This is a genomic window from Gardnerella pickettii, from assembly GCF_029226345.1.
Classification (GTDB): domain Bacteria; phylum Actinomycetota; class Actinomycetes; order Actinomycetales; family Bifidobacteriaceae; genus Bifidobacterium; species Bifidobacterium piotii.
Genome location: NZ_JAKNCU010000001.1, coordinates 1025107 through 1050714 on the forward strand (window position 1 = coordinate 1025107; position 25608 = coordinate 1050714).

The following is a 25608-nucleotide window of genomic DNA, read 5'->3' on the forward strand; positions in this document are numbered from 1 at the left end:
CACTAGCGAGTTCCGCCAGAATACGAGCTGGAGGTATCTCTACTGCTGGAGTCACCAGAATATTGGTCTTGCCTTCCGTCGCCCGTTGCGTAGCGTCCGTTTGTAGCAGCATCTTGTTGCGAGTTTTGATCACCTTGCGAGTTTTGATCACCTTGCGCACTCTGATCGCTTTGCGAACCCTGGCTTTGCTCTTGAGCTGCCTGCCTGCGCGCTTCTTCTTCCCTATCGCGCTGTTGTTGCAACTCATATTGCCTGCGCATCTGCTCGCTAGTCAACGGCATTTTTCCGCCAGCCATATACTTTGGATCTGGCTTTCCGTAATCGTTATCCATAGGCGTGTTAGATGCCTTTAGGTACGTATCCATAAACTTTTTCCAAGCAGGCATAGCAATGTAGGTACCATACCATGTGCTGTGGTAGACGCCATTAATGCGCATGTTGTTAAAGCTTTTTTGAACTTCCGCATTTCCAACCGCAATAAACGCAGATACCTTGTTTGGCACAAATCCAGCTGTTGCCATGTAAAAGTCTTCGTTAGTACCAGTTTTAGTAAACGTTTTTCGTCCACCTTCTAGCTGAGCCATATGCGCAACACCAGTTGGCTGAACAACGCCTTGATTAATAGCGTATGCTGCCGTTTGAGCAACCTTCTTTGGTATTGCTTGATGGCAATTAGCGCTAGGAACACGCAAACGCTTACCATTCTTGTCTACTACACGCTTAATGGCTATAGGATCGCATTGAACGCCATCAGCTGCGATTGTTGCATAAACATTTGCCATTGTAAGCGGCGAAGCTTGCACAGCACCAATCAACATAGGAGGATTGAACGAGTTCTTAGAAAACACATCTTCTTGACCCAGTGGCGAATTGTGATACCCCAACGTTTTAGCTGCCTCCGCAACAGCACAAAGCTTAAGCTGGGTTCCCATTGCTGCCTGAATAGTGTTATGAGAATGAACAAGACCCATTAAAGGCGTTTCTGGGCTAACACTACCGCCACCAGAGTTTTGAACAGACCAGCGACCAATTCCACGATACCTTGCACAAGAAAAATCAGTGTTGTTATAAAGCATGCTTGTTCTTAGAGGCTGATTAATCGACTTTCCAGCAAGCAACCAAGCAACAATGTTAATTGGCTTCCACGTAGAACCAATCTGCCAGCCTAAGCCGCCGCCGTCTCGCTCGTCTACAGCGTAGTTAATCGCAGTGTGCGTAGGGTCTGATTTTGCTGCATCTGTAGCATCGTAAATACGGTTGCTTCCAAATCCAAGTACTTCTCCAGTTCCAGGCTTAATCGCAGCAATCGAAACTTCAAAACCGCTTGGATCGTTGATTGGAACAGTAGCCCTAGCTGTGTCCATTGCAGAAGAGTTTGCAAGAATATCCATTGTTGTGTAAATGTCTAATCCGCCTTCGTTAAGAAGCTTTTGACGCGCAACAGTGGTTTTACCAAACTCGCGAGAATTCAATATTTTTTTAGTAACGTAATCGCAGAAGAATGCAGCGTCTCCAGCAGCTTGGCATCCAACATTTGCAACTTCGTGCTGAATATTAAGCGTATCTTTAATTGGAATTTTTGCAGCATCATCATGCTCTTTTTGGCTTATAAAATTCTGCCTAAGCATTAAATCAAGAACAATATTCCTTTGCTTTTGCGATTCTGGCCAATTTTCTTCTATAGAAGGATCATACCTAGAAGGATTTTTTGTGATTGATGCAATCGTTGCCGCTTGAACAAGATTAAGCTTTGCTGCAGTAGTGTTAAAGTAGCGCTTTGCAGCTGTTTCTACACCATAAAGATTATTACTACCGAATTGCGCAACGTTTAAGTAACCCTGCAAAATCTCTAACTTTGAGTATTTTTTCTCCATTTGAATTGCGATTAGCATTTCTCGCAATTTTCTAGCAACAGTACTTTCTGCAGCATGATATTCCGATATAGGATCGTTATCTTCCCTAGCTTTAATCATAAGAACGTTTTTAACGTACTGCTGCGTTAAGGAAGAACCACCTTGCATATCTGACTTTTTAATAAACGTTTGCACAAACGCACGCATAACGCCTTGAACATCTACGCCAGAATGTTCAAAGAATCGTCGATCTTCTCGAGCAACCATTGCTTGTTGCATATATTGCGATATTCGCCTAAGCGGCACAACAGTGCGGTTTTGCGCATAAAAAGTGGCAATAACAGTTTTGCCATCGGAAGCGTATAATCGCGATTTTTGAGGCAAAGCAGTAACGTCAAAATCAATACCATCTACCCTAAGAGAAGGCACAACAGACTTAACAACGCTGTTTATGCTCATTACCCCTGGAACAAATAGAATACTAGAAGCTACACCACCTGCAACACACAAAGTGATGTACGTAAGAAACAGTGCGAGTACTCTACGAGTTGTTAGGGATTTCTTTTTAGGCATGCGTACTATTCTAGAGGCTTGCCTCTACGTTGCGGCACGCAAAAATCGCGATTTACAAGATTTACGCGATTTGCACGATTTGCATGATTTGCACGATTTATCTTTCTGCTCGGCGAATCAACATTCCAGGCTCGTAAATAATAATCGACCTTCCGTGCCTTTTAATCCAACCTCTTTGCGCAAAATCCATCAACGCTTTATTAACTGTTTCTCTAGAAGATCCAACCAATTGCGCAAGCTCTTCTTGAGTTAAATCGTGAGGAACAAGCACGCCTTCTCTAACAGGCTCTCCAAATCTAGAAGCAAGGTTCAAAAGCGTTTTTGCTAATCTTGCTGGAACGTCCATAAAAACAAGATCAGAAATATGCTCGTTGTTTGCTCTTAAGCGAGCAGCTAAAACTTGAAGCATATCTACAGCAACTCGCGGATGATGACCTAACCAGTTAAAAAGTACTTCATTTTCTAGCCACAGCACGCGAGTTTTATCTGTAATAGCAATCGCAGAAGCCGTACGCGGCCCGCCATACGGGTCAAAAACAGGAATCTCCCCAAGAATTTCCCCATGCGTGTGAATGCTAAGCAATTGCACACGATTATCTCTAGAATGACGAACAAGCTTAACGCGTCCGCGCTCCAAAAGATACATGCGGCGATCCGTATCTCCTTCGTTAAAAATCGCCTGCCCCTTAGAAAAAACCGACTCATGCAAGTGTTCTAGCAGCTCCCTCGCTTGGTCTAGTGGCACTTGCTTAAATAACGCTGTATGCGTTAACGGAAGGTCTTCCGCATAGGGCTTATCTGGCTTAATTCTTACCACAATCAGCCTCCAATGTGTTTTAAGGATATTCTACGAAATACCCATGGCATCTAAACACCACGCGTTTTCGTAGCAAACTTCTTCCCACTTTTTATATCTACCAGAGCCTCCGCCGTGGCCACCTTCTGTTTCAACGCGCGCAATCGCATCCACTCCAGCCGCTTGCAATCGCGCAAGCCACTTAAGCGGTTCCGTAACAAGAACGCGAGTGTCGTTAATCGAAGACGTTATAAGAATCTTTGGAAACTCACTTGCATCAACGTGTTCAGGCACATTCTCGTAAGGCGTATACGACTTTAGATACGCGTAATCTTGCGCATTGTGCAACGGGTCTCCCCACTCGTCCCACTCGGTAACAGTAAGCGGCAGCGAGTCGTCCAACATAGACGTAAGCGCGTCTACAAAAGGAACGTCCGCTTCGATTCCTGCGTAGCATTGCGGAGCCATATTTGCCACAGCTCCCATAAGAAGGCCGCCCGCAGAACCACCATTTGCAACAGTATGATTTGCATCAGCATACCCTGCTTGTTGCAAAGCGCGCGTAACGTCTACAAAATCCTCAAAAGTGTGTTTTTTATTGCGCCGCCTGCCATTCTCATACCACGCGCGACCCATTTCTCCGCCGCCTCGCACATGCACTTGCGCAAAAAGCACGCCTCTGTCTAACATGCTTAAACGCGCAACAGAAAAATACGGATCGCTGCTAATCTCGTACGCTCCGTAAGCGGTTATAAACATTGCGTTCGTTTTTGCAACAGCGTCTTTTTTCCACACTAGCGAAACTGGCACGCTCTCGCCGTCTCGAACTTTAACCCACACTCGTTTTTCTGCGTAGTCGTTTTCGTTAAAATCGCCTAAAATTTTTCCGCGCTTAAGCAAAACGCTTTCACCTGTTGCTGGGTCTAGTTCTTTTAACGCTCCAAGAGTTGCGTAACTTGAGCAAGAATAACGTATTTTTGGCGCTTCATAACACGGATTTCCCGTTGCTCCAATAAGGCTGATTCTGCTATTTTTGGCTTGTTCAAGACTTATTTTAGACAATTCTTTGCGAGCGCTAGTGGAACGGAAGCTTGCGACTTTTGCGCAAGAATCGCTAGCCTCCAACGAATCGTTAAGCGCCAAAGAATCGCAAGAAACCGCGCAATCGAAAGAATCTCCTACAAACCCATCTTCTTTTACAAGACGGAATCTCCATGGGCAGCCAGTCTTAAAATCTTCAACGGCATTGCTTTTAGTCATAACTGCCAATTGAGGCAAGCCATTCGCGCGGAAAGAAAGAGCAACGTAATTTTTATAAACGCTTAAACCATCTACGCTCAAGCCGCGCAATCCTTGCAAAATCTTAGGATTTTTGCTGTTGTAATACGGCGCACTAATGGCCTTTTTACTCGCGCCTTTTTCTATTAAATCGCCATTTTGGCATCCGTATGGAGACCCTTGCGCAACGCAGATGCCTTCGCCAATGTTAAATGGCATTGAATCCGCAGAGTGCTTCCGCAAATCTATAACATCAATTTGAAAATTAGGATTTTTAAGATTGTGGCTTACAAACATTAGTGGAATATCTTTGCCATCTTGCCCAGCATTTTCAAAGCACGCAAACGAAACGTCGTATTCTACGTTTTCTATAGGCTTAAGAACCATTCTAAAATCGCCTTCTGGAGTGCTTAGAGGCAGCATTAACACGCGTGAAGTGGTTTTAGAACTGCTGTTTATAATAACACTTCGCTCGTCGAAGCTTTCGTACACGCTAACAAAAAAGCGTTCGTCTAAATCTTCAAAAACTTTAACGTCATTTTCTACACTTGTTCCAACCTTATGCCTAAACACTTGGTATGGCCTCCAAGCACTATCTAAAGTTACGTAGAAAACCCATTTTCCATCTGGCGTTAAAAGCGCAGAAGATATGCCTTTTATGCAATCCGAAAGTGTTACAAAACTACTGTTATAGCGAGTGATGTAATCGGCACTTTCGCTACCATTTTCTTCGATATTTTCGCCATTTTTGCAATCAAAATCGCCACTTTTCTCCGCGCAAAAATCGCGAATATAAAAGTCAAATCTTTCATCGCCCTTAGAGTCAACTCCAAACAGCATTCGCTTACCATCTAAGCTAATATCCATTCCACCAAGCTGAAAGAATCCGCCATTAAAACGGTTAGCTTCTATATTTGCGTCAAAAATAACCTCTTCGCATGGCGTTTGACCAGCATGAGCGCGCTCATCTATAACAGGCGGATTCCAATCATCTTCGCTCTTAATTTTCATACGGCATTGAACGCCATATTGTTTTCCTTCTTCTGTTCTAACGTAATACCAATAGCCATCCACGCGCGTTGGAACCGACATATCTGTTTCTTGAATACGGCTCTTTAACTCACTAAACAAATGTTTACGTAAAGTCTCTAAACTAGAAACGCGTTTGCTAGTGTACTCATTTTGAGCATCAATATACTCGCGCAACTCCTTGGATTTAGTGTTACTCATCCATGCATATTCGTCTACGAATACATCGTTATGAAACTTACGAACGTAGTCAACTCGTTTTGCAAGAAGTGGCTTTTTAACAGTATTAAAATCACTAACTTTTAGCGAACTATCTTCCATTTATAACCTTTACAATCTTTATGATCTTTACAACACTTAAAATACTTACAACACTTACAACACTTAGAACACTTAAAATCAGTCTTTGATTAAAATCATTCTTTGTAATTAACAGAATCCATAATAAACGGAATCATAATATCTTCTAGCAAATTGCCATTTTGAGCAGCAAAGAATGGAACACCTTCAAAAGTACCAGCTGCACCCTTAGCTTCAACAAAAATATCATTGCAAGTTTTAGCAACTCTAGAAGATGCAAGAGTCACACCAAAATTCTTAGACATGTTTCGCCTGAAATCAACCAAAGTTGCGTCTTTTTTAAGCTGACGTATGCCAACAGCAAGAACGCGATTGGGGAATTTTTCAATGATTTTTGCATAAGTCGAAGGGTCTTTTTGACCGTCATCTCCAATAAGAACAAATCGCATGTCTGGAAAATCATCCATAAGCTGTTGAGCAAACTCGAGCTTGTGCTGTGGTCCAGTTGGAACAAAAGTCTTAGGACGCGGGTCTAAATCCCTAAGAAGAAGAGGTCCTGCAGGAAAACCTTCGCGCAAAATAAAGTGTCGAATTGAAGCTTCCACATTCCAAGGAGAATTGGAAAGGTAGAAGAAAGGGGTGCTAGGAATTGAATCCTTAATACGCCTAAAAAAGTGACTCATTCCATCAACAGCATGCCTATGTTCAGGATTCATAATAAGCAAATTGTAAGCAGCTCTAAGAGGAGAAGGCGCTTGAGTGACCATAATAGTATCGTCAACGTCGGAAATAATACCTAAAGGCGTTTGCTCCGATATAACAAACATGCTTGCTTCAACAGCATTGCGATTATCAACCGTGTACGAAACCTTGTGTTCGCCTGGCAAAAGCGACCTTTCGGTAACCAAATCCAAGTAACCCGAACAATCCGAAACGCAATATTCTGCGCTACTGTTATACGCAGAATCTGGCTTATCGTACACGGAAGAATCGCCAACTTGCGCCCATTCAACAGCAACGTTATCAATACTTAGAGCAACCTTAACACGAATTGCAGGAACAACAAGCATCGCGTAAATACCGCGCTTTAAAGCGGAATGATGACCAGCTTTAGGCGCTAGAACAGTTCGGCAAATCAAGCGCGCGTAGCGATCTGTACCGTAACCAATGTATGGCTCAACGCTAGGAAACCATCCAAAATGCCGAGCGATTTTGCCACTTATGCGCACCCAAAGTCCAAAGCTAGACGTTGCAAACTTTCTAGCAAATTGAACAATCGGAGGTTTTTTATCTAAGCGCTCTTCGCTAGAAGGAGCATCAAACAGCGTTTCTGTAACACGAACCTGAATCGGAGTGCTACTAACTCTTCTAGATGCAGCAGGCAAATCGCCCTTCAAATTTGCTGCTTTATTAGCGTACTGGTCCATCTGGTTGTTCTCCAACAACTTCCACAACTGTTCCGCGAGGGCAGTTTTCAAACACCCACTTTGCATCTTGCTCATACATGTTTATGCACCCATGAGAACCGTACTTTGCAGGATATCCTTGAGATATACCAACATTGTTCCAAAGAGCTGTATGGAATGAGATTCCGCCGTTAAAGTAGCTAACCCAAGTAATTCCAGGCAAGAAATACCTAGAGCCGTTTCGGTTAAATCCGCGCATATCTTGCACTCGGTAGCGCAAGTAAATAAAGTACGTTCCGTTTGGCGTTTCGTAATAACCGTTTGAGCCACTGCAAACTGGGAATGTTTTAAGAAGCTGATCGTCTTTGTAAACGCTTATTGTTTGGTTTGACTTGTTAACAACAACGCGCATGTCAACAGTCTTTTTTTCGATTCCAAACTTAACAACGTTTGTTGGAACACTAAGCTTTGCATCTGCCGACTTTTCTACAGCTTGAACAACTTTATTTGCAAAGTCTTTAGAATACTTAACTTCTATGCCGTTTTCACCCTTAAGCGTTGTTAATATAAACTTTCCTTGCTTGTTGTATGTATCTTCTTGGTCTACTTTTTGTTGATTAAGATTCTTAGCAAGCTCTTTAGAAAGCCATGCGTTGGCAGCAGACGAATCAACCTTGTACGAAATCTTCTTTTTTGCACAATCTGCATCAATCTTAATCCAAGATGCTAAAACAGCCTTTGAAAGCGTAAAATCTTTTGAATCGCCATTATCTAACGTAATTTTTTTAGATAGCAAATTATTGAGTTGATCAACAGTTTTCTGCGCTACATCACGCTTAATTGGAGCTTCTACCTTACGAGAGCCAACCGTAACTTTTACTGTTTTACCAGGATTTTCTAGAACGCGCTTAATTGCCTCACGAACTGGCAAAGTTATAATCGTACGGCCTGGAACACCATCTTCTACAACATAAGAGTTAGAAGAAGAATCGAACTTAGCTGTATACGGCATTGCCCTATCTTTTTCGCTAACAAACTTTTTAACAATGTACGCGTCCATGCTTTCGTTGTCTAACTTGGCTTTAAGCCCAACGTTTTCTTGCAACCAAGGCATAAGCATTGTAAACACGTTATTGTGCTTTGCGCGCATAACGTTTTGCACAGTTGCGCTTTTATCTACACTTACCGATAAGTCTTTAAGTGTTTCAACAGAGCTTTTTCCAGAATCGTCTTTAATCTCAATCTTTGTGTTTTCAATCGCCCTATTTACAGCATCTGTGACTTTTTCAATCTGCGCGCCCGAAACTTCACTGCTGCCAGCAAAATGCACTCCAGGAGCAACACGGTTATGGAAGTATGCTTGCGACCCTACAAAAGCCGCAACTACAAGTATTAAGAAAATAATAAACGAGTAAAGCAATACAAGCGCAGACTTATTGCCTTTAACACGTTTTTTCGATACTTCAAATTGTTCAGTATCGTCGGATTCAAAAACGCTCATATTATTTTCTTGCGATTCAGACATAACTTTAAACCCCTGCTAGTTCTACGCGCAAAACGCATGGTGCAAGCTTATCACTTGCTTAGCATATAAAAATCATATAAATGGCACTAACTAAGCAAACATGCCAACGTCAAAATGTAATTAAGCGCATAATCAAGCTCATAATCAATGCGCTAATCAAATGCCGCAACGCGCTAAATAACGCAATAAGTGATGAAAATGTAAAGAAATAATCAAATTTTATAAATATTGTCAAAATAATGTCCATATATTAAAGATGTGTGCAAGAATAATAAATATGCCAGATATGCCAATTCAAGCAACAATTGCGTTAATGGTGATTGTTTTTGCGCTAGTTTTTGCGCCATTCGTCATCATGATAGTTACGCGTACCCTGAAGAAGCATCATTTAGCAGAAAAACTGGCAGAAAGGCATGGAGACAGCGTTCACTATGCTTTTATACTAAATCCTTCTAAACCGCAAGCCGAAGAATACCGAAAAAGCATTAAAGATTACTGTGCTTCTAACAATCTTACTTACGAAATAATAGATACACAGCTTAATAAAGACGGGCGCGAATGCGCGCTAGAAGCTTTGAAAAATGGCGCAAACGTTGTTGTTGCAGTTGGCGGAGATGGCACTGTTAGAACGGTTGCGAGCGCAGTTAGCGGAACGAACCACGCAATGGGGATAATTCCAATTGGAACGGGAAATTTGTTTGCGCGAAACATGGGGATTCCTGTAGACAATGTTCAAGCTGCGCTAAGGGTGGCCACTAGCCATGGATCTAGGTTTGTTGACGTTGGTCGCGTTTTTATACTCGATAAGCCGTACGAAGACCACGGTCACGCGTTTTTGATTATTGCGGGAATTGGATTCGACGCGCTTATGATAGACGACACTAATCCTGCACTTAAAAAGAACATAAGCTGGCTTGCATACTTTGTTGCAGGTGTTAAACACTTATTTGCGCCAAAATACCGCGGAGACGTTACTTTTACGCGCAAAGATGGAACGGATTACACATCTAGTGCAATATCTTTCCGCACGCTTATGGCTGGAAATTGCGGCCAGATTCCAATGTTTTCACTTATGCCAGATGCAGCTTACGACGATGGCATACTCGACTTTGAGATTATTGACACTTCTGGCGGATTAATTGGATGGGCTAACTTGTTTGGAGATGTTGTGCACCAAACCGTTACAGGAAAAGCGCAACAAAGCCCACTTTCTACAAACTCCAAGATTGACCAATCGCAGGGTGTTGAAGCCGAAGTTAAGCTAGAACGGCCTGCTCCTGTGCAGGTTGATGGAGATATTTTAGGCTACACAAAACACTTGCGTTTTAGTGTAGATAAACGAGCATTATGCGTGCGCGTGCCAGAGAGTTTGCAATCTTCTTTAACTCAAAATACCGCCGACTTACGTTAAAATACCGCCGCCGTGGCAAAATAAAAAATTATGGTAGCAAAAAATGCGGGAATGCCCGCCACCCCAGAAGATCTAGTAGACGTTGACGCTTTGATTGGCGCTTACTACGATGAAGTTCCAAATTCCAATATTCCAGAACAGCGCGTTATTTTCGGCACGTCTGGTCACCGTGGTTCTGCGTTAAAAACTTCGTTTAACGAAGCTCACATTGTTGCAATCACACAAGCCATTGCCGAATATCGCAAGAAGGCTGGCGTAACTGGCCCACTTTATATTGGTAGAGATACGCACGCTCTTTCCGAGCCTGCTCAAAAAACCGCTATTGAGGTTTTGGTTGCTAACGGCGTTCACGTTCGTGTGGACTCGCGCAGCGACTTTGTTCCAACGCCTGTTGTGTCGCAAGCTATTTTGACGCATAATCGCGCAGCTGATGGCACTCAGCGTTTTAGCGGCGAAGGTTTGGCAGATGGCATCGTAGTAACTCCTTCACACAATCCTCCAACCGACGGCGGTTTTAAGTACGACCCTGTAACTGGCGGCCCTGCCCCAGCAGACGTAACTAATGCGATTGCAAACCGCGCAAACGAATTGCTCGACAATTACAAGTCCGTTAAGCGCGTGCCTTTCGAGGAAGCAATCAAGTCTGATTTGGTTGAAGGCTTCGATTACCGCGAACACTACGTTAGCGATTTAGCAAACGTTATTGACTTCGATGTAATTCGCTCTAGCGGTGTGCGCTTGGGAATTGACCCACTCGGCGGCGCAAGCGTAAACTACTGGCCACTTATGAACGAAAAGTACGGCTTAAACATTGGCGTTGTGCGCCCAGATGTTGACCCAACTTGGCGATTCATGACAATTGACCACGATGGCAAGATTCGTATGGATCCAAGCTCCCCTTACGCAATGAAGGGCTTAGTTGATCAGCTTAACGCTGGCGCTTGGGATAAGTACGATTTAGTTGGCGGCACCGATCCAGATGCTGACCGCCACGGAATTGTGTGCCCTAACTGGGGCGTTATGAACCCGAACCACTACATTGCAGTGTGCGTGGAGTACTTGTTCGGCGGCGCTCGCCCAGATTGGCCAAAGAATACTGCTATCGGCAAGACGCTTGTGTCTTCTTCTTTGATTGACCGCGTAGCTGCTTCTATTAACGCTAAGCTTGTGGAAGTTCCTGTTGGCTTTAAGTGGTTTGTTGACCCACTCTTTAGTGGCGAAGTTGCTTTCGGCGGCGAGGAAAGCTCTGGCATGAGCTTCTTGCGCAAGGATGGCCGCGTGTGGACAACCGATAAGGATGGCTTGATTCCTGATTTGCTCGCTGCAGAAATCACTGCAAAGACTGGCAAGAATCCTGCTCAGCTTCATCAAGACCAGGTTGCTCGCTTTGGCGAAAGCTGGTACAAGCGCGTAGATACTCCAACCACTCTTGAGCAAAAGCAGAAGTTTGCGGCTCTTAGTGGCAACGACGTTGAAGCGACTAAGCTTGCTGGCGAAGATATTACAGCAAAGCTCACTGAGGCTCCTGGAAACGGCGCTAAGATTGGCGGCTTGAAGGTTACAACTAAGAACAATTGGTTCGCTGCTCGCCCATCTGGTACCGAGAACATTTACAAGGTTTATGCTGAGTCCTTCGTTTCTCCAGAAGCGCTTGACAAGGTGCTTGAGGAAGCTACTGCTGTAGTTGACAAGGCTTTAGCGTAACGCTTTAATTGCGATTAGTTAAAGTTGACTGCGACTAGTCGAAGTTGATTTACGATTAGTCGAAGTTAACAGCTTCTATATGCGCTGGTTGCTGATGCTGCCAGCGCATTTTTTGAAAGGTTTTGCAATGATTGTTGTTTCTACAGACGGATCTGCTCTAGGAAATCCAAATGGATCAATGGGTTGGGCTTGGGCAGACCACATAGACGAAGCGGGCAACGCTCACGAGCACAATCACGCTGGTAACGCGGATGCAGGCGGAGCTACTAACGGCACGAATCAAATAGGCGAATTATGCGCAGTTCTAGAAGCTTTGCGAGCACATCCTGGAAGCGAGCCTTTAACAATCGAAAGCGACTCGCAATATGCGATTAATTGTGCAACAACTTGGATTCATGGTTGGAAAAAGAACGGTTGGAAGAACTCCAAAAAAGAGCCTGTAAAAAATGCAGAACTTATTCGCGCAATCGATTCGGAGATTTGTAAGCGCAAAGGCTCCGTTAAGTTCGTTTGGGTTAAGGGTCATGCTGGAAACGCTGGAAACGAGAAAGTTGACGAGCTTGCTAGAACTTATGCCGAAGATTGCCGCAGCAAATTGAAGGATGGATATTTGCCACTAGAAGGGTGGAAATCGTTGATTTCTTCCTCATATTCAGATGGCGTTGACGTTCCGCAAGACGCAAAAATGCTATTGGATGGAAAAATTTCTAGTAGCGAATACCACATTGGCAGATGCGTTGGAGAAGATATTAATCCTGATTTTAATGGCAATAATACGCGTGAAACAGAGCGTGAAACATTTAGCGATACCACTAAATACGCAAATAACAACGCTGCTTGCGACTCATCTACGCAAATCATTAATACAAATGATGAATCGCCAGCAAATGATGAATCGAAAGCCGATGAAGATTCGCATGAAAATAACGAATCCAAAAATAGCGAATCTCAAAATAAATCAGAGCAAAAATATAAAGCAGTTCCAGGATTGCGCGTATGCGGAACATTGCAATTTACGCCTGCTCCAAACACAAGCCCAAGTTTTAACGGAAATCCACGATTTATAACAGGCACAATACAGTTAAGCGGATACGTTATGCCAGATGGCACTTTTAACCTAGAGCCAAGCGAGTTTTATATGCAAACAAATACGAACAAAACAGAATAAAATCTGAACGCAGACTAATATGTAGTATGTATGAAATAAGTGGCGGTTAGTAAAAATCGCTATAAACACGCTGGTATTTTAGCCACGCCAGCAAGAAAGACAAGAAAGTAGGCACACATGGATAAAGCACAACAAGACGCGCTAAAGAAAGCAGCTGGCATTGAGGCCGCAAAAATCGTACAAAATGGCATGATGGTTGGTCTTGGCACTGGCTCTACAGTGCGATTCTTAGTAGACGAGCTTGGCCGCAGAGTTAAGGAAGAAGGCTTAAGCTTTACTGGAGTTACAACTTCTCGCCGCACTCAAGAGCAGGCAGAAGGCTACGGCATTAAGATTCTTGACATTAACGATGTTGACCATATTGACGTTACGATTGACGGATCAGACGAAGTTGATAAGAACTTTAACGGCATTAAGGGCGGCGGCGCAGCTCTTCTTTGGGAAAAGATTGTTGCAATCAACTCCGATCGCATTGTGTGGATTGTAGACGCAAGCAAGGTTGTAGACACAATCGGCAAGTTCCCACTGCCTGTTGAGGTAATTCCATTTGGATCTGCTCAAGTGATTCGCAAGTTCGAGAAGCGCGGATACAAGCCAGTTTTGCGACTTGATGCAAATGGCAAAGAAGTGCGCACAGACGAGAACAACTTTGTAGTTGACTTGCATTTGGAGCGCATTGACCACCCACAAGAGCTTGCTAAAGACTTGATTGAAACTGTTGGCGTTGTTGAACACGGCCTGTTCTTGAACATGGTTGATACTGTGATTGTTGGAGATCCAAACGGTCCTCGCACGCTTACAAATCCAAATAAGTAAGCTGCATAATCCAGTCATAATCTAATATTTAACCAATCATTTCCCGAGAATGTATGTAAAATTAGTTAATTTGCATACGTTTTCGGGAAATTTTTTACAATCTTCAATCGCAATAAAAAAAAAGCGCTGGAAAATCCAACGCTTTCAAAAGTGTTACGTGCCCAAACGGGCAGGCGCGCCAAACAGCATTACTTACGCTGATGACGAGTCTTACGCAGCAGTTTGCGGTGCTTCTTCTTGCTCATCCGCTTGCGGCGCTTCTTGATGACAGAACCCATCTGAAGCCTCCATTCATATGTAAAGTGTGCAACTTGCCTAATGTTACACCGTTTTGACGACTTTGGAAAATCCTAAAGCAAAGTTTTACAAAAACACATGCAAAACATGCGCAAAACCATACGTTAAACACATACAAAACACATGCAAAACAGCTTATATTTTGCAAAGTTTACATTGGAAATTGCTTATAGAATCTTTCAACAGATTGCTTTGATCCAGTTAACTCAAACACAGCTGTGTCGTTTTGCCAAATGGCACTAGCTTTAGCTTTATTGCCCGACTCAGTCTTTAACACATAGCTGCCAGTGGTTTTTCCAGAAACTTGAATTTTTCCAGAAGCAACATCTACCCCACTTAATCCATCTAGCAAAAGCTCATATTGCTTATTCGCTAAGTCGCGACTGCTCCATTGAGCAACAACAAGCGAAACATCACTTCCAGATTCTCCAGTCGAATACTTAACTGTGTATTCTTCTAAAGGAGAAGCCGAAGACCATTTTGCGCTAGCAGAAGCATCAACACGAGCAAAATCAAGAACAGTATCTGGCATAGCTTTTAACAGAGCAGTAGAAGTGCTAGGCAAATCTTTAGCCTTAATAGATGGCGTTTTTGCAGAAGGCACATGCGTTTTAGCAGATTGCGCATTTTGCTGGTGATTTAACGCCCAACCTGGCCAAACAAACGCGGAAACAATTGCCAAAACAACAACTATTAATGCAACAATAAGCACTTTTCGTAAATTGTTATGAGACGCAGAAAATCCTTGCGAAGAAGTAGAAGAATTATTTGTATAAGAATTCATTTTTTACCCCACATAACACTGTTAAACATACTTGGATTATCTCACAAAAGTATGACGGCAAAATGTCTATAAATGCAGCTAGCGTCAAATCATGGCTGCAAAATCTTCTACTTATTACTTGTGCTCCGAATGTGGTTGGAGTGGGTCAAAATGGTACGGCCGCTGCCCAGAATGCGGCGAATGGGGTACACTAAGCGAGTTTAGCGAGCCAAAGTTGCAAAGTGGCGTTTCTAAAGCTTTAAGATCGTCTAGAAATTCAAGAAGCGCAAAAACAAATGCGATTGCCGCGTTAAACATCGATTCCAGCGTAGACGCACAGCCGATTAGCAGCATTCAAGCGGATAATGGAATTAGAATACACACGGGATTTAGCGAATTTGACCGCGTTTTAGGTGGAGGGCTTGTTCCAGGGTCCGTAACACTTATAGCAGGCGAGCCAGGAATCGGAAAATCCACTTTGCTTTTAGAAACAGCTGGAAAAGTGGCCAAAAATGGTGGCGAATCCAAAGAAAGCATAGTCTTATACATTTCTGGCGAAGAATCAAAGTCGCAAGTAAAATTGCGCGCGTCACGCATAAACGCTATAAGTCAAAATCTTCTTCTTGCTAGCACAACAGACTTAAACACAGCTTTAGCATTAATCGAAAAATATAAGCCAACACTTGCAATTGTTGATTCGGCACAAACTATTGTTTCTAGCGATGTTGATGGCATTACAGGAGGCTCCACTCAAGTTAGAGAAGTAGCTAGCGCGCTTATTGACGTTGCTAAAACTTGTAATATTCCAGTGCTTTTAGTTGGTCACGTTACAAAAGACGGCTCGATTGCAGGTCCGCGCACGCTTGAGCATCTTGTAGACACAGTTTGCCAATTTGAAGGAGATAGTCAAACTGCATTGCGCATGCTTCGCGCTGTTAAAAATCGTTTTGGACCTACAGACGAAGTTGGATGCTTCGATATGAGTGGATGTGGAATTGAAGAAGTCCCCGACCCTTCTGGCCTGTTTTTGTCTTCTAACGAGGATTGCAAAAACGAAGGCACATGCGTAACGCTTACTTTAGAGGGCAATCGAAGCCTTGCTATTGAGGTTCAAGCGCTTGTTACAGACTCTGTTCTACCTGCTCCTAGACGCGCGGTTTCGGGAGTAGATACAAACAGAATCGCTATGCTTACGGCAGTTTTATATAGGCATGGCGGATTGAATCTTCTTGCTAAAGACATTTACGTTTCTACGATTGCTGGCGCTAAAGCAAAAGAGCCTGCTTGCGACTTAGCAATAGTCGCATCTCTTGCAAGCGCTGCAAAAAATAAGCCAGTTTTGCCTTTTACATGCGCAATTGGCGAGATTAGCTTGACTGGCCAAGTTCGATCGGCTTCTAGAATGGAAACTAGACTTAAAGAAGCTGCAAGAATTGGCTATAAACGTGCGATTGTTTGCCATTTGCAAAAAAAGATTCACGTTGCAGGAATTGATGTAGTTGAAGTAAATAATCTTAAAGAAGCGTTGAAAGCGCTGGGATTGTAGGAGATTAATGGAGATTAATATGGTTGACTTTAGCAAATGGGCTGCTTTTACATCGCAAAAAACTAATCGCTCGCTTGCAGGTTCGCGAGTGTTTATTGAAGATGAAAATAAAGAGAACAACAATAACATCAACAACAGCAACAACAGCAACAACAGCAATAACATCAATAGCAGCAACAATAGCAATGTGCAAAAATTCCTGCAAAACGCGCAATCCTGGGGAATAATTCCAGTAAATTCTAAGGAAGATGCTGATTTTTGCGTAAAAATATGCGCAAAAAACCTAGAGACCAATGTAGACGCGCCTAATTTAAGCGGAAAAGATGCCATTGACTACGCGCAAAACCACATGCCAGTAATGCGCACACTACTTAACAATTTACAAGAAAATGGCCTTAATCTAGAAGGCGTTAGAATAGCCGTTTGCCTTGTGCTAGAGCCAAAAACAGCCGTGCTACTAAGGGAGCTACACGCACACGGAGCGATTGTTGGAGTTTTTTGCGGCCCAGACGAAACTGACCAGAGAGTGGCAGATCAACTTAAAAAAGAGGGCATTTTAGTGCAAGCAAACCGCGATTGGTCTCCTGAGCAAACGCACGAAGGCGCTCTAAAACTTCTAGACGAAATACAGCCAAACATAATAATCGACGATGGTGCAAGTTTTGCGCGACTCGCAAGCCTAGAACGCCCACAAATCGCAGCAAATCTAATAGGCGTTGCAGAAGAAACAACAAGCGGAGTGCGCGCTTTTGAAGCAATGCAAAAAGCTGGTCACTTGCACTACCCCGTAATCGCAGTAAATAATAGCGCTCTAAAAACCGATTTTGACAATCGTCATGGAACTGGAGAAACATGCGTTACAACAATGCAACAAATTCTTGGAAGTGAATGCTTTAACAATGCCAAAGTAACTGTTGTTGGATATGGACCAGTTGGCCGCGGATTTGCATTAAGAATACGCGCATTAGGTGCGAAAGTTACAATTTGCGATACAAATCCTGTTCAATCCTTACGCGCAGTTTTCGATGGATTTGAAGCTAAAAATCTTGAATGCGCTGTTAAAGAAAGCAATATGATTGTTTCTGCGACTGGCGTTCGTCACACGATTACATTGCAAAATATGCAAAACATGCAAGAAAACGCGATTTTGGCTGTTATTGGTGGAATTGCAAACGAGATTGCACTAGACGAAATCCCTGATTTTAAGCCAGTTGTTGGAACCGCGCAAAGAAAAATCCAAGTTCCGTGCGGTCCTCAAATCACGCTAATAAGCGAAGGAGACGGAACTAACTACACTACAGGCGGCGGAAATCCTATTGAGATTATGGACTTTAGTTTTGCTGTTCAAGTGAGCGCGGTTGCGTATTTGCTAGAGCACAATGGCAATAAAAATGGCAATAGCAATAAAGACGGCAATGGCAATAAAAATAACGATAATCGCCTTAATTCTGGAATCTACCAACTTCCAGAAAGCTCCGATAATCAAATAGCAAGAATCGCACTAGCAAAACGCGGATATAGCGCAAGCGAAGCCAATAAAAACAACGGCTACAAGTGGGATTTAACGCGATTTGCGGAAGAAGCAAATAGTTAGCATAAATCAATTAACCAAATCATAATAAATCTAAGCAATAATAGAATAAATAAAGCAAAAAGTAGTACAACGTAATTCCTTAAGGAACACAATGCTTACAGACCCAATACGCAAACTTGCACACCCAACACCACTTAGCGAAGTCACACTATACAGTGCATCAATGGTTATTCCAGTAACGGGGCCAATAATCCCCGAAGGTGCCGTTGCTGTATCTAACGGACGCGTTGTTCACGTTGGAACACGCCAATGGGTGCTTAATATTCTAAAAGACGAGATGCCAAGCGATTCTTATATGCAAATGTTTAGAAATGAGAAACATTGGCACGGCCTTATGACACCAGGTCTTATAAACGCACATACGCATTTGCAATACACAAATATGGCAAGCGTAGGACGCGGAGAATATAGAAATTTCCACGATTGGGAGCAAGGATTTAACGTTGTTTACGACAAGTTGCAAGAAGATAAACAAAAAAATCCATCGCTAACAACTTGGAAGACTTCTGCATACCAAGGCGCAAGAATGATGGTGGAAGCTGGCACTAGCGCAGCTGCCGATATTGTAACCGATATTGAAGCGGTTGGAGCGCTTGCAAGCCAGGGAATGCACGGAATTGCCTATTGGGAGGTAATGGGCTGGAAAAACGTTGATTGGAAGGAAGAAGGCTACGCTAAGCTGCTAGAAATGCTTGGGCAAATGATGAACAACGGCAGCATACCGAGCATAGGTATTAGCCCACATGCGCCTTATAGTCTAGAAACAGAGCCGTTTGTGGATTTGCCAGACATTGCGCGCCAGCTAAACATGCGCTTGCACATACACTTGGCCGAAACGCCAATGGAAGCAGGAAATCACGCAGATACGCTAACTACGTATTCTGCGCCAGATTGGAATAGCAATGTTTGGGAAAGCTATAGCGAACTTAAATCGCACGGAATGACTGCATCTGCAATTCAGTTTTTGGATCAGCTTGGATCTTTAGGGCCAGACGTGCATATTGCGCACGGCGTTTGGGCGGACGGCGAAGACCGCAGGATTTTACGCCAGCGCGGAGTTGGAGTGGCACTTTGCCCAAGGTCCAATCGCATTACTGTTACAGAGCGAGACGCGCCGATTCGCGATTACATGGAAGAAGGAAACTTACTTGCAATTGGTACAGATTCCCTATCTTCTTCCCCATCTTTAGACGTTTTAGACGATGCTGCAAAAATCTACGACCTAGCAACAGCACAAGGATATAGAAAAGATGATTTAACACATCGAATTATTCGCATGCTTACTTTAGGCGGCGCAAGCGTTATGGGCTTGCACGTAGGGCCGCACAGAATTGGTCAAATTAATGCTGGAGCAACAGCAGACCTGGCGTTCTTTAACATTCCAACAGACACAAGCTCGCCGCAAGGAGTTGAAGAGACTTTGCATAATTTTGTTCGTCACGGCGCAGGTAGTGCAAAAGCAACAGTAATATCTGGAAATCTTGTGTACAATAATGGCGCTTTTGCGCAATAAGTCTTGACTAATAAGTCTCGCAAAATAAATCAGAAAATATCAGGAGATATTATGAGCATTAAATTAGAAGATATGAGCGATTACGCAAAAAATCTTGTTAAAGAATTGCACTTAGAAGCCCACCCAGAAGGCGGATGGTACGCTCGCGATTGGCAAGCAGCACAGTTATATAGCGCAAATAACAGCACAGACGCGAGCGCAGACGCGAGCGCAAACGCGACTAATACACAAGTTGACGAAAACTCCGCAGCCAGCGCTCCAAGACCACTAGCATCGCTTATTTATTTTCTTTTACCAGCTGGCGATTCAAGCGCGTGGCATAAAGTTGATGCAGACGAGATTTGGCTTTGGCATGGCCCAGCAAATCTTACGATTGAACTTGGCGGATGCAGCCAAAATCCTTGCGCAGAGGCTGATTTGCAACGTTTTACTCTGGGAAACACTAAAGATGGTAACGATTTACTTACGCGCGGTCATCTTGTGATTCCTGCTGGAACATGGCAGCGAACTGTACCTAGCAACGCAGATGTATTGGTGTCTTGCGTTGTAAGCCCTGGCTTTACTTTTAGCGGATTTAATTTAGCGTCTAAAAACTAGTATGCTACTTTGAAGGCGTAAGCTATTTAACAAGCGCGTTCAAAACGCTCAAAGTCAAGCTTCCAGCGCGATTTGCAGCAAGAACTAAATCGTCTTTATGCACATCAAGCGATTCGTAAGATTCTCCGCAACGATTACTCATTGCGCGAATCGCAAGGAACGGCACGCTATTTTTAGCTGCAATATGCGCTACTGCAGCGCCTTCCATCTCTTCGCAATCGCCAAAAACCTCTTCGCGAACTGCATCTAGAACCTTTGGATCTGTGTTAAATTGGTCGCTTGTTGCTATGTTTCCGCAAACGTATGCAACGCCATTTTCGCTCTTATTAGACGCGCTTTGCTTAGATTCCGCGGAAAAATCGCAAGCAGCCGAAGATGATTCTTGCAAAGACTTTTCAAGCCTAAAGCCTAATAACTTCGCTTGATTTGCCGCTAAATCGCATAACTTTGAGTCCGATTCAAAAACTTCTTTGTATGGAGCACAATCTGCAATAATTTGCGTATTTGTTTCTAAATAGTGAAGATTCTTGCCTATAACAATGTCTCCAACATTAAGACGCGGATTTAATGCTCCTGCAATTCCGCTAAAAATCAACACTTGTGGCTTAGCTTCGATTATAAGAGCCTGAGCTGCTGCAGCTGCGGCACACTTTCCCATTCCAGCAATACATATTGTAAGAATCGCGCTATTTTCGTTGTTGTTAGACGCGATTTTACCTTGAATAAAAGTAACGCCGTAATCTTGCCAAGACTTATATTCGCCACTAAACGCTTGCAAAATAGGTTGAGCCTCTTTTTGAAGTGCCACTATAACCGCGAGATTTGAAAGATTGCTAAAATCGCTAGAATTACCGATTGAAAATTCCTTTTGCATAGTCTCCCCTAAAATAAGTTCGATAAATCTAATCTAATAAAATCTAACAAAATCAAATATAGTCAAACATAATCAAATACAACCAAATACAGTCAAATACTTATGACTCTAAAATCGTAAATACACGCCAAAACAACACAACACACCGCAACACACCGATTGTAACAGCCATTTAACATTTACAAAATTGAACATAAGTAGAGCAAATTTACGCCATTAAATCAACAAAATATAGCACGTTATAAACAATCGCGATAACAATTCTGTAACAATTAAGCCTTAAATACGCCTATCGTCTTATAAACTATCAAATGTACGGCCGCAAAACCTACTTAAATCGCTTAAAAAACGAATAAGCGAAAAATTTTAAGGTTTTAGCAAAAACAAGGAGAAAAAATGGCTATTTTCGTACATAACAACTTGCACACTAACCGCGTAGCAATCGCAGCTACAAAAATCGCTGCAGCAGCATTAGCAGTGGCTGCAATGGTTAGCACAGCGGCATGCGGAAGCCAAAACGCACAAGATCCAAACCAAAAGACGATCACTCCAGGCGTTTTGACAATCGGCACAGCTCAGCCAACTTACACACCTTGGATGTACGATAACAAGCCAGAAAACGGCAAAGGATACGAATCCGCAGTAGCATACGCTGTTGCAAAGAAACTTGGCTACAGCAAAGACAAGGTTAAGTGGGTTCGCACAACCTTTGACTCCGCAGTAACTCCAGGCCCAAAGGACTTTGACTTTAACCTTCAGCAGTTCTCTATTACCGAAGAACGCAAGAAGGCAGTAGACTTTTCGCCAAGCTACTACAATGCAACTCAAGGCGTTGTTATTAAAAAAGACAGCAAGTTTGCTAACGCAAAGACTTTAGCAGATCTTAAAACCGCGCAGATTGGCGCAATGGTTGGAACAACAAGCTACAGCTTTGCTAAAGACAAGATTAAGAGCGATATTCAAACCTTTAACGATAACGACGCATTGGTTCAGGCTCTTGACTCTAAGCAAATTGACGCACTTGTTATAGATACTCCATCTTCTGTGAACATTGTTCGCAGTAAGCAAGTTAAAGATGGTGTTGTTCTTGGACAGATTGCAGGATCGGAAGATAAGGAAGGAACTGGCCTTGTGCTTCCAAAAGGCTCTAAGCTTACTGCAGACGTTACTAAGGCTGTAAACGCGCTAGAAAAAGATGGCACTTTGAAGAAGCTGCAAGAAAAGTGGCTTGCAGAGTACACAACTGATGTGCCAGTTCTTAAGTAAATTGATCTAAATTAAATCAAACAAAATAGATTAAAAATAGATCAAAATAAATAAAAATCGTACCAACGTCATTACCAATACGCATTATTGTAAGCAATTTGTAACCCAATCGTCACATAAAAGTGCTTACAATAGTGCGTATCATTCATTATGTCGAAAGGCTCAGGCTACCGCCAATGACAGTACTTAACGGCAGTACAACAGATTCTGCAAGCAACGAATCAAATAAGTTACTCACTAATGCGTCGTCACTATCTAGCGCTAATACGGCATTAGATGAAGGAACGTGCGCTTTAAGCAATATCGAGCTTGAGCGCAGAGCAATACGCAAAAAACAAAATCTTAAATCTGTTTTAACAAGCATAATAAGCACTTTAGTATTGCTTGGCGTGTGCATTGCGGCGCTTGCAATGAGCCCTGGTTGGCCAAGAGTGCGCGAAACGTTCTTCTCTGGCAAATACTTTATGCTATCTTTGCCATCTGTTTTGCAAGGCTTAATGCTTAATTTGCAAGTGCTTGTGTTTGCTGTAATAGGAGTTGCAATACTTGGAACTTTAATCGCAGTTATTCGCACAAGCGTAAGCCCAATGCTTTTCCCGTTGCGAGCTATAGCGCAATTCTACACAACCATTATGCGGGGCATACCAATGCTTGTTGTGCTTTACTTAATCGGCTTCGGCATACCAGGATTGCAGCTTTTTGGGCGCATTCCACCAGCAATACTCGGCACAATCGCCATTGTTATGAGCTACTCCGCATACGTTGGAGAGGTATTGCGCGCAGGATTTGAAGACGTGCATCCGTCAATGCGAGCATCTGCAAGGTCTCTTGGCTTAACATCTGGTCAAACTGTGCGATTAGTGGTAATTCCTCTTGGCTTAAGAAAAGTGGCTCCTGCTTTAATGAACGACTTTATATCAATGCAAAAAGACGCAGGGCTTATATCTGTTTTGGGCGCTGTAGACGCAGTTCGAGCAGCTCAAATATCTGTTGCAACTTCTTATAACTTCACTCCGTACGTTGTAGCAAGCGTTGTGTTTATAGCGCTGAGCATTCCGTTTATTGTTCTAAACGATTGGTATACAACAAGACTTCGCAAGCGCGAGCTAAACGGAGGAACTGTGTGATGAATAACGTAACAAATCAAAAGGTAAATCAACAAATGAGTGATTACACGAACACAAGCAACCAAACAAATGCAAGCAACCAAACGGATTCAACTCCAGTTTTGCGCTTAAGTAATATTAGAAAATCGTATAACTCAACACCTGTTCTTAAGGGTATTTCTTTTGATATTGCGCCTCACGAAGTGGTGGCTCTTTTAGGGCCTTCTGGAAGCGGCAAATCTACTCTTATGAAGTGCATTAATTTGCTTGAGCGAGTAGACGACGGCCAAGTTTGGCTTGGAAACACAGATATTACAGATCCACGCATAAATCAAGATCAAATTAGATCTCAAATCGGAGTTGTGTTCCAGCAATTCAATCTTTTTACGCATATGAGTGTTTTAGATAACGTAACTCTTGCTGCGCGAAAAGTTCATCATTGGAGCAAAGACCGTGCAGAAAGCCGCGCAATGGAGCTTCTATCTAGGATTAAGCTAGAAAATAAAGCAAAGTCCTACCCAGATCAGCTTTCGGGCGGACAGCAACAGCGAGTGGCGATTGCTCGCGCGCTTATGACAAGCCCACAACTTCTGCTTTTAGACGAGATTACTTCCGCGCTAGACCCAATGCTTGTTGGCGAAGTTCTAGACATGGTTGCAGAGCTAAAGCAGCAAGGAACAACCATTTTAATGGCCACTCACGAGATGCATTTTGCGCACGAAGCTGCCGATAGAGTGGTTTTGCTTAGAAACGGCGTTGTTGCAGAAAACGGCACGCCGTACGAGGTTATGGACGCTTGCAGCGACCCAGAAACGCAAAACTTCTTTAAGTCATTCCGCCACTAGCGCGCGCGTTTGCTCAACGTCTTTGCTAATAGCGTCCTTAAGCTGCTCTTGCGAGTCAAATGCTTGCTGCGGGCGCAAGAAGCGCGCAAACTCAATGCAAACCCTATGCCCGTATAAGTCTTGAATCTTATCTGTTAACGCGTATGCTTCAACAGTTCGATTAGACGATTGCTCTTCTAGAGTATCGTCGTAAGCATCCGCGCTATTTGATGCGTTTGATGCGTTTGATGCGTCATCTTCAAAAGTAGGATTAGTGCCAACTGAAATCGCAGCAGCCCAACGCCAAGGAGAATGCGATCCAAGATGAAGCTCATCTTTACGCAAAACACCCACGCTAGGAATGTTTCTGCCAGAAGAAGCGCCATTTTGCTCGTCTGCATCTAAATCAATAATCCAGCCAGCATACACACCATCAACAGGAATATATCCGTCAATTCGCTCCCCAAGATTTACAGTTGGGAAGCCAATTTGATGGCCGCGACCAGCTCCGTGAACAACAATGCCTTCTACTCTATGCGGCTGTCCAAGAATATCTCCAGCATCTCGAACCCTACCATTTGCAAGCATCCATCGCACATTTGTAGAGCTCCAAGCACGAACCTTTTTATTCGGCATACCCTTGCTCCAAGCGCGATATTCCGCCTTATTCATGCCATCTGCAGGGTCTTTTGGCTCTCCGCCTTCTAAAGGAACCTCTGGCACAATCGGGTCTGGAACGCGAACGTCTCCCGGGCCAAAATCATCTACAACAACAAGATTAAAAACGCCTGTAGCTTGCGCAAGCTCTTTAATAGCATGAACGTTTCCAGCTCTTTTAGCGCCCAAAGCTGCATCCGAGCCTAAAACAAGCGCGCGCATGCCTAGCTTACCAACCAGCTGCCCAAGGAAGAATCTGTATGATTTTGCCGCAAAAGCAAGGCTATATCGAACAATAATAACGTGATCAACGTCTAACTGTTGCAAAACCCTAAGCCGCTGACGAACGCTTGTTAGAGCTTGCGAATCTACTGGAATTTGCGCGTCATCGCCAAAATCGTCGAATAAATCTGGATTTTCGTGCACAACGCTTGGACGAGGGTCAAACATTATAACAACCGAAAACGCGTTGTTTTTGCGCGCAATCTCTACTGTTCGCTCAATAACTTTACGATGCCCAAGATGCATTCCGTCGAATACACCTATTGTAACAACTGACTTACGTTGAGCGCTCAACGTTGGCCAACTAATCATACCGTTGGCATCTGGTCGAATGTCGATGACCTTCATCATATCCTTACTGTTCGCAAGAGCCGCAAATATTGGTATCGCTTTATTTTAGACGCCACTTTGCCGCAACCCCATTTTCACA

General features: G+C 43.4%; 20 protein-coding genes. 11 read left to right on the forward strand and 9 right to left on the reverse strand.

Going from position 1 to position 25608, the window contains the following annotated elements; all coding sequences use genetic code 11:
- Window positions 1-2: 2 nt before the first annotated feature.
- The 5 genes from MAF46_RS04010 to MAF46_RS04030 form a co-directional block, all read right to left on the reverse strand.
- On the reverse strand, window positions 3-2426 hold the full coding sequence (locus MAF46_RS04010; RefSeq protein ID WP_020758660.1) for a transglycosylase domain-containing protein: 2424 nt from the start codon (window positions 2424-2426) through the stop codon (window positions 3-5).
- A 97-nt stretch (window positions 2427-2523) separates the two neighbouring features.
- Window positions 2524-3243, reverse strand: a complete 720-nt coding sequence (locus MAF46_RS04015) for a Crp/Fnr family transcriptional regulator (protein ID WP_004131732.1) — start codon at window positions 3241-3243, stop codon at window positions 2524-2526.
- 30 nt (window positions 3244-3273) lie between these two features.
- Window positions 3274-5850, reverse strand: coding sequence for a S9 family peptidase (locus MAF46_RS04020; RefSeq protein ID WP_060785874.1), 2577 nt, complete (start codon window positions 5848-5850; stop codon window positions 3274-3276).
- Window positions 5851-5945: 95 nt separating this feature from the next.
- Window positions 5946-7256 carry an App1 family protein gene (locus tag MAF46_RS04025; protein WP_004131730.1) on the reverse strand — a complete coding sequence of 437 codons (1311 nt, stop codon included), beginning with the start codon at window positions 7254-7256 and terminating at the stop codon, window positions 5946-5948.
- Window positions 7240-8760, reverse strand: a complete 1521-nt coding sequence (locus MAF46_RS04030; RefSeq protein ID WP_004131729.1) for a L,D-transpeptidase — start codon at window positions 8758-8760, stop codon at window positions 7240-7242. Before MAF46_RS04030 ends, MAF46_RS04025 begins: the two co-directional genes overlap by 17 nt.
- A gap of 277 nt (window positions 8761-9037) precedes the next feature.
- Between MAF46_RS04030 and MAF46_RS04035 the strand changes: the two genes are divergently transcribed.
- The 4 genes from MAF46_RS04035 (at window position 9038) to rpiA (ending at window position 13859) form a co-directional block, all read left to right on the forward strand.
- The gene (locus tag MAF46_RS04035; protein ID WP_060785873.1) at window positions 9038-10171 is read left to right on the forward strand and encodes a diacylglycerol/lipid kinase family protein; all 1134 of its coding nucleotides are present in this window, start codon (window positions 9038-9040) and stop codon (window positions 10169-10171) included.
- 30 nt (window positions 10172-10201) lie between these two features.
- Complete coding sequence (gene pgm, locus MAF46_RS04040; RefSeq protein WP_060785872.1) at window positions 10202-11875, forward strand: phosphoglucomutase (alpha-D-glucose-1,6-bisphosphate-dependent); 1674 nt, start codon at window positions 10202-10204, stop codon at window positions 11873-11875.
- Between the two features lie 79 nt (window positions 11876-11954).
- Window positions 11955-13043: a ribonuclease H family protein gene (locus MAF46_RS04045; RefSeq protein ID WP_060785871.1), complete on the forward strand. Its 1089-nt coding sequence runs from the start codon at window positions 11955-11957 to the stop codon at window positions 13041-13043.
- A 117-nt stretch (window positions 13044-13160) separates the two neighbouring features.
- Window positions 13161-13859: a ribose-5-phosphate isomerase RpiA gene (gene rpiA, locus MAF46_RS04050; RefSeq protein WP_004131725.1), complete on the forward strand. Its 699-nt coding sequence runs from the start codon at window positions 13161-13163 to the stop codon at window positions 13857-13859.
- A gap of 188 nt (window positions 13860-14047) precedes the next feature.
- Here rpiA and MAF46_RS04055 read toward each other — a convergent pair whose 3' ends face one another.
- Both MAF46_RS04055 and MAF46_RS04060 read right to left on the reverse strand, forming a co-directional pair.
- Window positions 14048-14137, reverse strand: coding sequence for a 30S ribosomal protein bS22 (locus MAF46_RS04055; protein ID WP_004268639.1), 90 nt, complete (start codon window positions 14135-14137; stop codon window positions 14048-14050).
- A 170-nt stretch (window positions 14138-14307) separates the two neighbouring features.
- Window positions 14308-14940 (reverse strand): hypothetical protein, encoded by a 633-nt coding sequence (locus MAF46_RS04060; RefSeq protein WP_004131724.1) that lies wholly within the window; start codon window positions 14938-14940, stop codon window positions 14308-14310.
- Window positions 14941-15031: 91 nt separating this feature from the next.
- Here MAF46_RS04060 and radA point away from each other — a divergent pair, with 91 nt between their 5' ends.
- From radA to MAF46_RS04080, 4 genes are all read left to right on the forward strand, one after another.
- Complete coding sequence (radA, locus tag MAF46_RS04065) at window positions 15032-16465, forward strand: DNA repair protein RadA (RefSeq protein WP_060785870.1); 1434 nt, start codon at window positions 15032-15034, stop codon at window positions 16463-16465.
- A 19-nt stretch (window positions 16466-16484) separates the two neighbouring features.
- Complete coding sequence (locus MAF46_RS04070; protein ID WP_060785900.1) at window positions 16485-18059, forward strand: adenosylhomocysteinase; 1575 nt, start codon at window positions 16485-16487, stop codon at window positions 18057-18059.
- Between the two features lie 91 nt (window positions 18060-18150).
- Complete coding sequence (locus tag MAF46_RS04075) at window positions 18151-19572, forward strand: amidohydrolase family protein (RefSeq protein ID WP_060785869.1); 1422 nt, start codon at window positions 18151-18153, stop codon at window positions 19570-19572.
- Window positions 19573-19623: 51 nt separating this feature from the next.
- A complete protein-coding gene (locus tag MAF46_RS04080) occupies window positions 19624-20169 on the forward strand; it encodes a cupin domain-containing protein (protein WP_020759299.1) in 546 nt (181 codons plus the stop codon).
- Window positions 20170-20191: 22 nt separating this feature from the next.
- Here the strand turns inward: MAF46_RS04080 and MAF46_RS04085 are convergent, their stop codons facing one another.
- Window positions 20192-21043: a 5'-methylthioadenosine/S-adenosylhomocysteine nucleosidase family protein gene (locus MAF46_RS04085; protein ID WP_060785868.1), complete on the reverse strand. Its 852-nt coding sequence runs from the start codon at window positions 21041-21043 to the stop codon at window positions 20192-20194.
- Between the two features lie 396 nt (window positions 21044-21439).
- On the opposite strand from MAF46_RS04085, the gene MAF46_RS04090 reads away from it, so the two are divergent.
- The 3 genes from MAF46_RS04090 (at window position 21440) to MAF46_RS04100 (ending at window position 24260) form a co-directional block, all read left to right on the forward strand.
- Window positions 21440-22309 (forward strand): ABC transporter substrate-binding protein, encoded by an 870-nt coding sequence (locus tag MAF46_RS04090; protein ID WP_060785867.1) that lies wholly within the window; start codon window positions 21440-21442, stop codon window positions 22307-22309.
- A gap of 176 nt (window positions 22310-22485) precedes the next feature.
- Complete coding sequence (locus MAF46_RS04095) at window positions 22486-23436, forward strand: amino acid ABC transporter permease (RefSeq protein ID WP_016805650.1); 951 nt, start codon at window positions 22486-22488, stop codon at window positions 23434-23436.
- Window positions 23436-24260: an amino acid ABC transporter ATP-binding protein gene (locus tag MAF46_RS04100; RefSeq protein WP_020759303.1), complete on the forward strand. Its 825-nt coding sequence runs from the start codon at window positions 23436-23438 to the stop codon at window positions 24258-24260. The genes MAF46_RS04095 and MAF46_RS04100 overlap by 1 nt, the downstream gene beginning before the upstream one ends.
- Here the strand turns inward: MAF46_RS04100 and ribF are convergent.
- Window positions 24246-25526 (reverse strand): bifunctional riboflavin kinase/FMN adenylyltransferase, encoded by a 1281-nt coding sequence (gene ribF / locus MAF46_RS04105; protein ID WP_060785866.1) that lies wholly within the window; start codon window positions 25524-25526, stop codon window positions 24246-24248. The two genes, MAF46_RS04100 and ribF, sit on opposite strands and share 15 nt — an antisense overlap.
- Window positions 25527-25608: the final 82 nt, after the last annotated feature.

What these genes read in the sequence shown, in the direction of transcription:
- MAF46_RS04010 (WP_020758660.1), bottom strand. Translation starts at nt 2,426, where the DNA reads ATGCCTAAAAAGAAATCCCTAACAACTCGTAGAGTACTCGCACTGTTT.
- MAF46_RS04020 (WP_060785874.1), bottom strand. Translation starts at nt 5,850, where the DNA reads ATGGAAGATAGTTCGCTAAAAGTTAGTGATTTTAATACTGTTAAAAAG.
- MAF46_RS04025 (WP_004131730.1), bottom strand. Translation starts at nt 7,256, where the DNA reads ATGGACCAGTACGCTAATAAAGCAGCAAATTTGAAGGGCGATTTGCCT.
- MAF46_RS04030 (WP_004131729.1), bottom strand. Translation starts at nt 8,760, where the DNA reads ATGTCTGAATCGCAAGAAAATAATATGAGCGTTTTTGAATCCGACGAT.
- MAF46_RS04035 (WP_060785873.1), top strand. Translation starts at nt 9,038, where the DNA reads ATGCCAGATATGCCAATTCAAGCAACAATTGCGTTAATGGTGATTGTT.
- pgm (WP_060785872.1), top strand. Translation starts at nt 10,202, where the DNA reads ATGGTAGCAAAAAATGCGGGAATGCCCGCCACCCCAGAAGATCTAGTA.
- MAF46_RS04045 (WP_060785871.1), top strand. Translation starts at nt 11,955, where the DNA reads ATGCGCTGGTTGCTGATGCTGCCAGCGCATTTTTTGAAAGGTTTTGCA.
- rpiA (WP_004131725.1), top strand. Translation starts at nt 13,161, where the DNA reads ATGGATAAAGCACAACAAGACGCGCTAAAGAAAGCAGCTGGCATTGAG.
- MAF46_RS04055 (WP_004268639.1), bottom strand. Translation starts at nt 14,137, where the DNA reads ATGGGTTCTGTCATCAAGAAGCGCCGCAAGCGGATGAGCAAGAAGAAG.
- MAF46_RS04060 (WP_004131724.1), bottom strand. Translation starts at nt 14,940, where the DNA reads ATGAATTCTTATACAAATAATTCTTCTACTTCTTCGCAAGGATTTTCT.
- radA (WP_060785870.1), top strand. Translation starts at nt 15,032, where the DNA reads ATGGCTGCAAAATCTTCTACTTATTACTTGTGCTCCGAATGTGGTTGG.
- MAF46_RS04070 (WP_060785900.1), top strand. Translation starts at nt 16,485, where the DNA reads ATGGTTGACTTTAGCAAATGGGCTGCTTTTACATCGCAAAAAACTAAT.
- MAF46_RS04075 (WP_060785869.1), top strand. Translation starts at nt 18,151, where the DNA reads ATGCTTACAGACCCAATACGCAAACTTGCACACCCAACACCACTTAGC.
- MAF46_RS04080 (WP_020759299.1), top strand. Translation starts at nt 19,624, where the DNA reads ATGAGCATTAAATTAGAAGATATGAGCGATTACGCAAAAAATCTTGTT.
- MAF46_RS04085 (WP_060785868.1), bottom strand. Translation starts at nt 21,043, where the DNA reads ATGCAAAAGGAATTTTCAATCGGTAATTCTAGCGATTTTAGCAATCTT.
- MAF46_RS04090 (WP_060785867.1), top strand. Translation starts at nt 21,440, where the DNA reads ATGGCTATTTTCGTACATAACAACTTGCACACTAACCGCGTAGCAATC.
- MAF46_RS04095 (WP_016805650.1), top strand. Translation starts at nt 22,486, where the DNA reads ATGACAGTACTTAACGGCAGTACAACAGATTCTGCAAGCAACGAATCA.
- MAF46_RS04100 (WP_020759303.1), top strand. Translation starts at nt 23,436, where the DNA reads ATGAATAACGTAACAAATCAAAAGGTAAATCAACAAATGAGTGATTAC.
- ribF (WP_060785866.1), bottom strand. Translation starts at nt 25,526, where the DNA reads ATGAAGGTCATCGACATTCGACCAGATGCCAACGGTATGATTAGTTGG.